An 11,730-nucleotide genomic window follows, 5' to 3' on the forward strand; every position below is an offset into this window, starting at 1 on the left:
CACCATGCCCGGTCCGGCCGACGCTGCTCCCACAGACGCAACGCCACAGTTCGCGTTGTTGAGGCAGCGACGGTTTGGGCCATTTTTTTGGACTTTGTTTTGCGGGGCCGCGAACGACAACTTGTTCAAGTTCGCCCTCACGGTGTTGGTGACCTACCAACTCAGCATCGACTGGCTGCCGCCCAGCTTGGCGGGCTTGGTGATTGGGGCGGTGTTCATCCTGCCGTTTTTGTTGTTCTCGGCCACCAGCGGCCAATTGGCCGACAAATACGACCCCGTGGCCTTGATGCGCTGGGTCAAAAACTTTGAAATCGCCATCATGGCGCTGGCCGCCTGGGGCGTTGCCAGCCAACAGGTCGCCACCCTGTTGGTCTGTATTTTTTTGATGGGCGTGCACTCCACCTTGTTTGGTCCGGTCAAATTTGCCTACCTGCCCCGCGTGTTGAATGCGCAAGAACTCACGGGTGGCAACGGCATGGTGGAAATGGGGACTTTTGTGGCCATCTTGCTGGGCAATGTGGCAGGCGGCCTATTGGTCGCCCTGCCTGAGATTGGGCCTGCCAGCGTGTCGCTGTCCTGCTTGGCGCTGGCTGCACTGGGGCGTTTTGCCAGTGCGTTGATTCCATCCGGTCGTGCCTTGGCACCGCTGTTGCGCATCAATTGGAACCCGTTCACCGAAACCTGGCGCAATCTGCGTTTGGCACGCAGCAACCCCAGCGTGTTTCACACCCTGCTGGGCATCAGCTGGATGTGGTTTTTTGGCGCCATCTTTTTGAGCCAATTCCCCAGCTTTGCCAAAGAGGTGTTGCACGGCGACGCCCATGTGGCCTCGCTGCTGCTGGTGTTGTTCTCGGTCGGCATTGGCACCGGCGCTCTGCTGTGCGAAAGGCTGAGTCGTGGGCAGGTCGAAATGGGTTTGGTGCCACTGGGCGCCTTGGGCATGAGTGTGTTTTGCATTGACTTGTTCTTTGCTGTGCGCCATTTGCCCGAGGCTTTGCCGATGGATATCACAGCCTTTGTGGGCCACACAGCGCATTGGCGGGTGATGGCCGACTTGCTGCTCATGAGCCTGTTCACCGGCTTGTACAGCGTGCCCATGTACGCCTGGGTTCAGCTCACCAGCCACCAAGACCACTGCGCGCGTTTGATTGCGGCGACCAACATCCTCAACGCCTTGTTCATGATGGCCAGCGCCTTGATCGCCGGGGCCTTGCTCAGTGCGGGCCTGACCATTGCCGAAGTGATGCTGTGCACGGGCGTGGCCAATGCGGGGGTGACGGGCGCGATTTTTTGGCTGGAGCCTGCCTACCCACGCCGCTTTGTGGCGTGGCTGCGCTCTGTGTTTTAGACAAACGGCATTCTGCGTGGGAGGTGCCCAGCGCCGTCCGTCTCGCGCTTGACTTAGCGCAACTCAGACGATGTGTTTTCAATTTATGCTCTGACCATTCAAGATTTGGAGACCCCTGCCATGACCACCGAGACCCTGGACTTCACCACTGCACGAGCACCCACCCTGGCGTGGAGCGATGCCCTGGGCCTTGAACTCGACTTCATGGACGACACCCACCGCGAGTTTGTGGACCTGCTGGGTGCGACTGAGATGGCCCAAGACGATGAACTGTTGGATCGTTTTGTGGACTTGATCGCGCACACCGAAGAGCACTTTGGCAGCGAAGACCGCTGGATGGCGGACACGCACTTTTCATCCAGCAATTGCCACAGCACGCAGCACAACGTGATCTTGCAAGTGATGCGCGAAGGCCTCAAGCGTGGCAAAGAGCAAGGTGATTTGGCGTTGGTGCGTCAAATGGCGCATGAGTTGGGTCTGTGGTTCCCGCAGCATGCCCAAACGATGGATGCTGCCTTGGCACTGCACCTGCGCGGGGTGGGCTACGACGAAGCCACAGGGGTGGTATCCAAACCTGAGGGCTTGCCTCAGGGCGAGATTCATGGCTGTGGTGGGAGCACCTGCTCTTAAATCCCTGTTCGGTTGTGGCTGGTTTTTCTTCGCAAGGGCCTGAGCTTTTTTCGCACGGATCAGATCTTTTGCCGCACGGACCTGAAAGCGTTAGTGCCTTGTTCCGCTCATGTCCCCCGAGTCTTGCATGCTGCAAGACTCTCCTCCTTCACTTCGCTTCACAAGACACTAACGCTTTCTGATCCTGAGAATTTGGAGCGCCTGTGTTTGTGTCCGCGACTTGACGTTAGCCAAGGAGGTGTTTGGGTGTCTGTTGCAGCGAAGTGAAGGAGGAGATTCAGGCGCAGCCTGGATCGGGGGACATGAGCGGCAACAGGCACCCAAACACCTCCCCCACCGCCAAAGAAACAAAGCTCAGGCGTAACGCTGACGCGCCAACGCAGCGCCAGCCGCCAAGGCTTGGAGCTTCTTGGTCGCCACCTCACGGCTCATCGGTGCCAAGCCGCAATTGGTGCAAGCAATCAAACGGTGCTTGGGCACAAACTGCAAAGCGCGGCCAATGGTGTCGGCCACTTCTTCGGGCGTTTCAATCACGTCGCTGGCCACATCGATCACGCCCACCATCACGTCTTTGCCTTCCAGCAAGGCCATCATCTCGGGCGGCACGTGCGAGTGGTAACACTCCAAACTCACTTGCTGGATGCTGCTCTTGGCCAAGGCCGGAAACACCTTTTCGTACTGACGCCATTCGTCACCCAGGGTTTTCTTCCAGTTGTTGTTGGCTTCGATGCCATAGCCGTAGCAAATGTGAACTGCGGTGGTGCAGGTCAGGCCTTGCGCAGCGCGCTCCAAGGCTTTGACGCCCCAGTCTGCGGCTTGGTCCAGGTAGACGTTGAAAGCAGGCTCGTCAAACTGGATGATGTCCACGCCATCGGCTTGCAAGGCCAGCGCCTCTTGGTTGAGCAGCTCGGCAAAGGCAAACGCCATCTTGATGCGGCCCTCTTCGCCCTCGCCATAAAAACGATCGGCCACGGTGTCCACGATGGTCATGGGGCCAGGCAAGGTGAACTTGAGTTTTTTCTGGGTGTGGGCGCGGGCCAGTTGTGCTTCAAACGCATGCACACGGCCTTTGAGTCGCAAGGGGGCAATGACTTGGGGCACTTGCGCGTCGTAGCGGTTGTTGCGAATGCCCATGGTCACTTTGTTCTCAAAGTCGATGCCTTCGACCTGCTCTAAAAAACCGTGCACAAAGTGTTGGCGCGATTGCTCGCCGTCGCCAATCACGTCCAAGCCTGCGTCTTCTTGGGCTTTGATCCACAACAGCGTGGCATCGGCCTTGGCTTGCCGCAGGGCATCGCCCTCGGCGTGCCACTTGGGCCAGAGTTTGTTGGTTTCGGCCAACCACTCGGGTTTGGGCAGGCTGCCGGCAATGGCGGTTGTAAACATGTGAGAGCTCCGTGTAGTGGGGAAAAAATGCGTTCAGTTCAGCGCGAACTCGCGCGCCAGCAGTTCATAGGATCGGCTTTGGGCGGCTGGGTCGTGGGTCCAGGTGATGAGCACCACCTCGTCGACTTGCAAGCGCTCGGACAAAGCGCGCAGCTTGGCGGCGACTTGAGGGGCACTGCCGACCAAGGCCTTGGCACGCATCTCGGCCAAGGCCACTTGCTCAGACGGTGTGTAGTCACGCGCCGCTTGGTCGGGCGGCAAGATCGGGCCAATGCGACCGGAATTGCGGTCCATGCGCCAGCGCGCACGACTTTGAAACAGCGCCCAAGCCTCGTCTTCGGTGTCTGCGGCCAAGGCCCACACACACACCGTGGCCTGGGGTTTGGCCATGCCCTCGCTGGCACGGAAGTTGGCACGGTAAAGCTGAAGGGCTGCGTCAGCCCCTTGCCCGTCGGTGATGAAGTAAGCAAAAGCATAGGGCAAGCTCAAATGAGCGGCCAGTTGCGCACCATAGTCTGAACTCCCCAACATCCACACGGCAGGTGAGGTCGGGCCACTTGGGTAGGCGAAAACGCCATGCCCTGGGTGCCCTTGCGGAATAGGCTGTCCAGTGACCCAGGCTTGCAGCTCCAGAACCTGTTGCGGGAAGTTGTCTGAGGCATGGCGGTCGGGGTTGAGCAACTGGGCGGTGCGTCCATCGCTGCCTGGCGCGCGGCCTACGCCCAAGTCAATGCGCCCGGGTGCCAAAGCGTCGAGCACACGAAATTGTTCGGCCACTTTGAGCGGTGCATAGTGCGGCAGCATCACGCCTGCAGACCCCAAGCGGATGCGCGTGGTGCGGGCCGCAATGGCCGCCATCAGCACCTCTGGTGCAGTGCCAACGATGCTGGGGTGACTGTGGTGTTCGCTGACCCAAAAGCGGTGGTAGCCCCAGGCTTCGCATTGGCTCGCCAAAGCCAAGGTCTGGCGAATGGCGGTGTCTTGGTGGCGGCCTGCAGCCGCAGCAGATTGGTCGAGGACAGATAGTTTGAGCACAGGCCGTAGCTTACCCGCACCGACAAAAGCCAGCTGTCACCCAGGCTTTAGTCAGTTGCGCCTGACTTTTGTGCTTCTTGCAAGGCCCGCCACATGACTTTGCCGCTGCCGCTTTTGGGCAGGGCATCGACAAATTCAACTTGGGTGGGTGCTTTGTAGACCGCCATGTGCTCGCGACACCACGCCACGATGTCTTGTTCGCTCACCCCGCCTTGGTGGGTGCCGCGCAACACCACCACAGCTTTGACGGTTTCGCCCCGGTAGCTGTCATGTGACGCGATGATGCAAGCCTCTTGGATGGCAGGATGTTTGAACATCAACGCCTCCACCTCTGCGGGCCAGACCTTGAAGCCCGAGGCATTGATCATGCGTTTGAGACGGTCGGTGATGAAGAAGTAGCCGTCCTCGTCCACCCGGCCCAAATCGCCGGAGCGAAAAAAACGCTTGCCGTCGAGATCAAAGAAGGCAGCAGCGGTGGCCTCGGGCTGCTTCCAGTAGCCGTTGAACACTTCAGGGCCATGGATGACGATTTCGCCCGACTCGCCTTGTGGCATTTCGCGCAAGGTTTCGGGGTCGACGATGCGTGCATCGGTGCTCATGAACGGGATACCCAAGCACTGCTGCTTGGGCGCATCGGGCGGGTTGTTGTGTGAGGGGGCTGCGGTTTCGGTCAAACCATAGCCCTCGCTGTAGCGCAGGCCATACAACTCCCACAACCGTTGCGCCACCGCTTGCGGCATGGCCGCACCGCCTCCCCCAATGTGGACCAAGCTTTTCAAATTGAATTTGTCAAAGTTGGGACTGCCCAAGAGGTCAATCACCATGGTGGGAATGTTCGTCCAATGGGTGATCTGCCAGTTGGAGATCAATCGCCCCGCCAGTTCACGGTCCCAGCGTGGCATCAGCACCAAGGTGGCCCCAAGGTAAATGCCCGCATGCATGACGCTGGTCATGCCCGTGATGTGAAACATCGGCACCACCAACAACCCCACGTTTTCGTGGGTTCCGCCACTCCAAACGGCCGAGGCAATCGCGTTGTGCATGAGGGTGCGGTGCGGGTGCATGCACCCCTTGGGCAAGCCCGTGGTGCCGCTGGTGTAGGGCAAAACCGCCAAGTCTTGCGGCCCTACTTCCAAGAGCCCCAAAGGATAGGCACTGGACAGCGCTTGTTGCCAGGTGTGCACTTGGCCAGCGGCCAATTCTGGCAAGAGGTGCTGGGTTGACAACCAGGCTTGCCAAGCTTGGGGCGGGGCGTCGTCGCCTTGGATGTTGGCGTCAAAGGCGTCGGTGAAATGGGTCACCACCATGTGTGCCAATCCCTGCCCCTGGGGCAACTGGTTGCTGGCCTTGGCCAACTCGGCGCTCAAGTCGGCGGTGGTGATGGCCACGCGCGCATCGGGGTCGGTGATGTAGTGCTTGAGCTCCTCGGCACGGTTCATGGGATTGACGGGCACCACCACCGCATTGGCACGCAAAATAGCGAAATGGGCCATCACCAGTTGTGGGCAGTTCTGCATGTCGAGCACCACCCGATCCCCTTTTTTCACCCCCAGGTGTTGCAAGTAGGCCGCCAACTTTTCAGCCTGGTCCATCAACTGCGCATAACTCACACGCCGACCTAAAAAAATCAAGGCTGATTTGTGCGGGTAACGACAGGCGCTGATGCGCAAGTTGTCCCACAAGGACGTCTCAGGAACAGAGAGAGTGTGCGGCAGGCGCGCGGGCCAAAAACGATGATGGGCTTTCATGCCAACAGCTTAGCTTGGCGCGCCAGCCAAACACATCGGGGTAGGCCCTAGCGCGGTACAGCCCGTTGAAAGCTTGTGCACCTCAAACGCGAGAGCGGCGGTTGATTTGCCGCATGGACATCAAGGCGTCAAAAAAGCCGCGCAACCAATCCAAGTCGATGGGTTTTTGCAACAACTGAACACCGTCGGGCAACCCCCCTTTGGCCTGCACTTCTTTGGCACTCATGCCGGTGATGGCCACGATCGCCAACGAAGAAAACAAGGCATGTTGACTCAGCGTTTTTAAAAATTGAAAACCATCCACGTTGGGCATGCGCAAATCGGTCAGCAGAACTTGGGGTTGCAGACTTGGCATGTCCAACAAGGCCTCCATGGCTGAGGCATACATCACGGCATCGATGGGCAAGCCCCATTTTTCAAAATTGGCTTGCAGCATCAGACGGGTGTTCTCATCGTCTTCCACCACCAAGACGCGCAAACAATCTTCAGTGGCGGATGAACTGGCCTGAGACAGGTTATGGCGCCGTTGGTATTCCTGAATCGATTGCAAAGAGATGCGGCGGTGTCCACCTTGTGTTTTCCATGCCCTCAGGTCGTTTTTTTCCACCAAGCCTTGTACAGTCCCCACAGAGATACCCAACACTTTGGCGGCATAACTGGTTCCACAATAGCCGTCGTAAGGCTCTTTGATGGAGAGAGTGGCCATGAAAATCCTTATTTGCTGAAATTTAAACTTAAGGGCTATTTTAAGTTATTTTCTTCAAATTTTACGAATACTAAATAAACCATGAATAACGATAGCCTGACCCGAATTGCGGGACTCACAGTCGGTCATTTCAGCGATACACGCCGACCCACGGGTTGCACGGTGGTGCTGTCACCCCAAGGCGCCGTGGCAGGGGTGGATGTACGTGGAGCGGCGCCAGGCACGCGCGAAACCGACCTGTTGTCCCCCGGTAACACGGTCCCACACGTGCACGGCATTGTACTGAGTGGGGGCAGCGCCTATGGCCTCGATGCCGCCTCAGGCGTCATGCGATGGCTGGAAGAGCACGGTCATGGGCTGTGTGTGGGGCCGGTTCGGGTGCCCATCGTGCCAGCGGCTGTGATCTTTGACTTGATGGTGGATGATTTCTCCCAAGGTGGCTTGCGCATTCGCCCAGATGCCCACGCCGGCTACCAAGCCTGCGTCGATGCCAGCCCTGCACCTGTGGCTCAAGGCAATGTGGGGGCCGGTGCGGGTGCCACGGTGGGCAAAATGAATGGCCCCAACTGCGCCATGAAAGGCGGCGTCGGCAGTGCGGCCCTCACGGTCAACGGCGTCACCGTGGCGGCCTTGGTGGTCTGTAACGCCTTGGGCGATGTGGTGGATCCGCTGACGGGTCAACTGCTTGCAGGGGCCCGACGCTCACCCGATAGCCTGGAACTGCTCAACATCCGCCAGGCCCAGCTCGCAGGCCATGCGATGCACAGCGTGCCCGTGGGCAGCAACACCACCATAGGCGTGGTGGCCACCGATGCGGTGCTGACCAAGCCCCAAGCCCAGCGTTTGGCACAAGTGGCCCACGATGGCCTGGCACGCAGCATCTGCCCGGTTCACACACCGCTCGACGGTGACACCCTGTTTGCCCTGGCCACGGGCACCAGCGCGCATGCACCAGACATGATGCTGCTGAGCACGCTGGCCGCCGAAGTCACCGCCATGGCGGTGGTGAGGGCGGTCCAAGCGGCGACCGAGTTGCGGCTGGGACAGCACTGGTGGCCAGCCATGACGCGTGTTCCCCACGCCGAATAGACCCCAATAGACCCCAATAAATCCAATAGCCCCCATAGCACCCATAGCCCCCTACAAGCCCCTGTAAGCCGAACTGAGCGCAAACTGAGCGCCCCATGACAACAGGCCCAGTTCTGTCGAACTGGGCCTGTTGAACAGATGCGCAAAGTTATTTCAAAGCCTTGAAGCGCACGCGCTTGGGCTTGGCACCTTCTTCACCCAGGCGCTTCTTCTTATCGGCTTCGTATTCTTGGTAGTTGCCATCAAAGAACAACCACTGGCTGTCGCCTTCAGCGGCCAGAATGTGGGTGGCAATGCGGTCGAGGAACCAGCGGTCGTGGCTGATCACCATCACCGAACCGGCGAACTCCAGCAGCGCGTCTTCCAGGGCACGCAAAGTCTCCACGTCCAAGTCGTTCGAGGGTTCGTCCAGCAGCAACACGTTGCCGCCTTCGATCAAGGTCTTGGCCAAGTGCAAACGACCACGCTCGCCGCCTGACAACATGCCGACCTTCTTTTGCTGGTCGCCACCGTTGAAGTTGAAGCGCCCGCAATACGCACGGCTGGGCATCTGGAACTTGCCCACCGTCAAGATGTCAAGACCACCCGAGATGTCTTCCCACACGGTTTTTTCGTCGTTCAAGTCGTCGCGCGTCTGGTCCACAAAGGCCATCTTCACGGTTTGACCCACTTTCACCTCGCCGCTGTCGGGCTTTTCTTTGCCGGCAATCAGCTTGAAGAGGGTGGACTTACCAGCCCCGTTCGGGCCGATGATGCCGACGATGGCGCCGGCTGGCACCTGAAAGCTGAGGTTGTCAATCAGCACACGGTCGCCAAAAGACTTGCTGACGTTTTTGAACTCAAACACTTCGTTGCCCAAACGCTCGGCCACTGGAATGAAAATTTCCTGAGTCTCGTTGCGTTTTTGGTATTCGTAGTCGGACAACTCTTCAAAGCGCGCCAAACGGGCCTTGCTCTTGGCTTGGCGGCCCTTGGGGTTTTGGCGCGACCACTCCAGTTCTTTCTTCATGGCCTTGGCACGCGCGTCTTCGGTGCGGTTTTCTTGCGCCAAACGGGCTTCTTTTTGCTCCAACCACGTGGAGTAGTTGCCTTTGTAGGGAATGCCGTGGCCACGGTCGAGTTCCAAAATCCACTCGGCGGCGTTGTCCAAGAAATAGCGGTCGTGGGTGATGGCCACCACGGTGCCTGGGAAACGGGCCAGGAACTGCTCCAACCAATCCACCGACTCGGCGTCCAAGTGGTTGGTGGGTTCGTCAAGCAGCAACATGTCGGGCTTGGACAGCAACAAGCGGCACAAGGCCACACGACGCTTCTCACCACCAGACAGCTTGCCAATGATGGCGTCCCATGGGGGCAGGCGCAGCGCATCAGCCGCGATGTCCAACAAATGGTCTGAGCCGTCCCCCGCACCCGAAGTCGCGATGATGGCTTCGAGCTTGGCCTGCTCAGCAGCCAAAGCATCGAAGTCGGCGTCTTCTTCGGCGTAGGCGGCATACACCTCTTCCAAACGGGCTTGGGCTTCTTTGACCTCACCCATGCCACTCTCCACCGATTGGCGCACCGTGTGCTCAGGATCGAGTTGCGGCTCTTGTGGCAAATAACCAATCTTCAAGCCGGCCATGGGAATGGCTTCGCCTTCGATTTCCTTGTCGATGCCCGCCATGATTTTGAGCAACGTGGACTTGCCCGAGCCGTTCAAACCCAACACGCCGATCTTGGCACCAGGGAAGAAGCTGAGGGAGATGTCTTTCAAAATGTGGCGCTTGGGCGGCACAATCTTGCCGACACGGTTCATGGAGAAAACGTACTGAGCCATGTGTTGTTCTTTCGGGGGTCGCAATTGCAATAAAGACGTGATTATCCCTGTACTCCTGATCCGTGCCACAATACATCCCGTTGTCGCCGCCAGTTGCCACAACATCAGCACTTCTGCTGGAGCTTGTTCCAAACACCCTTGTTTGTGATCCCAACAGCTCACCTTGTAAATATTGCCGACCTTTGACTGGGTGGCCTTCGGGCCAAGCGGGTCGGTGTCATGCGCTCTGACATGGGCGCTCCATCATGAACTTTGAAGAATTGAATTTGGCTCCGGCCATCCTGAAAGCCGTAGTCGAACAGGGCTACGAAACTCCCACCCCCATCCAAGCCCAGGCCATCCCCGCCGTGCTGGCCGGCCACGACCTGTTGGCAGGTGCGCAAACCGGCACCGGCAAAACCGCCGCCTTCACCTTGCCCATGCTGCACAAGCTCACCATGAGCCGCAGCACCGAAAACAAATTCGGCGTCTATGGTGTCCGTGCCCTGGTGCTCACGCCAACCCGTGAACTCGCCGCGCAGGTGGAAGAGTCCATCCGCACTTACGGCAAATACTTGCAGCTCACTTCCACCGTCATCTTTGGCGGCGTGGGCATGAACCCACAAGTCGCACGCATCAAAAAAGGCGTGGACATCTTGGTGGCCACGCCAGGTCGCTTGCTCGACTTGCAGCAACAAGGCCTGTTGGACTTGTCCACCGTGCAAATGTTGGTCCTGGACGAGGCCGACCGCATGCTCGACATGGGCTTCATCCACGATGTCAAGAAAATCTTGGCCCTGGTTCCCAAAGACAAGCAAAGCTTGTTGTTCTCAGCCACCTTCAGCGACGAAATTCGAGAGCTGGCCAGCGGTTTGCTCAAGGACCCACAAAGCATCCAGGTCACCCCCAGCAACACCACGGTGCAACGCATCACGCAAGTGGTCCACCCGGTGGGTCGTGGCAAGAAAAAAGCCTTGCTGGCACACATCATCAACGAGCACAACTGGAGCCAAGTGTTGGTGTTCACACGCACCAAGTTTGGCGCCAACAACGTGGCCGAGTTTTTGACCAAGAACGGCATCAGCGCCATGGCCTTGCACGGCAACAAAAGCCAAACCGCCCGTACCCAAGCCCTGGCAGGTTTCAAGAGCGGCGACATTCGCGCCTTGGTGGCCACCGACATTGCCGCACGCGGCATCGACATCGACGAGTTGCCACACGTGGTGAACTACGAGATTCCCAACATCAGCGAAGACTATGTGCACCGCATTGGCCGCACCGGTCGTGCAGGCTCAAGTGGCGAAGCGGTGAGCTTGGTGTCCTTGGACGAAGAAGGCTTCATGAAAGACATTGAGCACTTCACCAAGCAGCAAGTTCCTGTCGTGGTGGTCGAAGGCTTTGGTCCCGAGGCCGATGAAAAAGCCGAACCCATTGCCATGGGCCGCCAAACCCTCTGGGGTGGTTTGGGCAAACCCCCAGGCCGCGACGTGATGGCCGCCGCAGCCAAAGCCGCGCGCAGTGAAATGATGCAACGCATCCGCGACACCAAAGGCGCCTCGGGTGCGGGTGGACGCGGAGGCCGTGCCCCTGCACCTCGTGGCGAAGGCGGCGACAGCGAAGGCCGTGCCCCACGCCCCAACGGCCATGTGAGCCGGGACCGCAACGGAGACCGCCCTGTGCGTGACGGCAATCGCCCCCAAGGCCAAGGTCCTCGCCCAGCGCGCCAATTTGACAACCGTGGTCCGCGTCAAGATGCCCCACGCCCGTCACGCGACTTTGAGCCACGCATGCCACGCGACAACGAGGCACGCCCGCCACGTCGCGATGACGATGACTTTCAACCCCGCGCCAATGCGCATCTGGGCACCCAAAGTGGTGTCAATGCCTTTGGCCACAAAACCCAAGGTGGCGGACAACGCCAACCCGACCCCACACGCACCAGCGTTGACCTCATGACCGAGCGCAAGCGCGGCGGTGGTGGATTTGGTGGCGG

At 59.0% G+C, this 11,730-nt stretch carries 8 protein-coding genes and 1 pseudogene; 4 read left to right on the forward strand and 5 right to left on the reverse strand.

Annotated features, from left to right (window positions below; genetic code table 11):
* Window positions 1-4: 4 nt before the first annotated feature.
* Together ACKWJN_RS16555 and ACKWJN_RS16560 are read left to right on the forward strand one after the other, a co-directional pair.
* Window positions 5-1,345 (forward strand): annotated as a pseudogene (locus ACKWJN_RS16555) (MFS transporter); the annotation flags it as partial.
* Window positions 1,346-1,468: 123 nt separating this feature from the next.
* Entirely contained in the window at window positions 1,469-1,978 is a 510-nt protein-coding gene (locus ACKWJN_RS16560; RefSeq protein ID WP_408598745.1) for a hemerythrin domain-containing protein, read from the forward strand.
* Window positions 1,979-2,332: 354 nt separating this feature from the next.
* Here the strand turns inward: ACKWJN_RS16560 and ACKWJN_RS16565 are convergent, their stop codons facing one another.
* The 4 genes from ACKWJN_RS16565 to ACKWJN_RS16580 form a co-directional block, all read right to left on the reverse strand.
* Window positions 2,333-3,364 carry a methionine synthase gene (locus ACKWJN_RS16565; protein WP_408598747.1) on the reverse strand — a complete coding sequence of 344 codons (1,032 nt, stop codon included), beginning with the start codon at window positions 3,362-3,364 and terminating at the stop codon, window positions 2,333-2,335.
* Window positions 3,365-3,397: 33 nt separating this feature from the next.
* Window positions 3,398-4,399: an LLM class flavin-dependent oxidoreductase gene (locus tag ACKWJN_RS16570; protein ID WP_408598749.1), complete on the reverse strand. Its 1,002-nt coding sequence runs from the start codon at window positions 4,397-4,399 to the stop codon at window positions 3,398-3,400.
* 47 nt (window positions 4,400-4,446) lie between these two features.
* On the reverse strand, window positions 4,447-6,147 hold the full coding sequence (locus ACKWJN_RS16575) for a long-chain fatty acid--CoA ligase (RefSeq protein WP_408598751.1): 1,701 nt from the start codon (window positions 6,145-6,147) through the stop codon (window positions 4,447-4,449).
* Window positions 6,148-6,229: 82 nt separating this feature from the next.
* Window positions 6,230-6,853, reverse strand: a complete 624-nt coding sequence (locus tag ACKWJN_RS16580) for a response regulator (protein ID WP_408598752.1) — start codon at window positions 6,851-6,853, stop codon at window positions 6,230-6,232.
* A gap of 81 nt (window positions 6,854-6,934) precedes the next feature.
* Here ACKWJN_RS16580 and ACKWJN_RS16585 point away from each other — a divergent pair, with 81 nt between their 5' ends.
* Window positions 6,935-7,942, forward strand: a complete 1,008-nt coding sequence (locus ACKWJN_RS16585; protein ID WP_408598753.1) for a P1 family peptidase — start codon at window positions 6,935-6,937, stop codon at window positions 7,940-7,942.
* A gap of 148 nt (window positions 7,943-8,090) precedes the next feature.
* On the opposite strand, the gene ettA is transcribed toward ACKWJN_RS16585, so the two are convergent.
* Window positions 8,091-9,758 (reverse strand): energy-dependent translational throttle protein EttA, encoded by a 1,668-nt coding sequence (gene ettA, locus ACKWJN_RS16590; protein WP_408598755.1) that lies wholly within the window; start codon window positions 9,756-9,758, stop codon window positions 8,091-8,093.
* A gap of 245 nt (window positions 9,759-10,003) precedes the next feature.
* Between ettA and ACKWJN_RS16595 the strand changes: the two genes are divergently transcribed.
* On the forward strand, window positions 10,004-11,730 hold a 1,727-nt coding region (locus ACKWJN_RS16595), incomplete at its 3' end, for a DEAD/DEAH box helicase (RefSeq protein ID WP_408598756.1).

Source organism: Limnohabitans sp., assembly GCF_046052825.1.
Taxonomy (GTDB): Bacteria; Pseudomonadota; Gammaproteobacteria; order Burkholderiales; family Burkholderiaceae_C; genus Limnohabitans.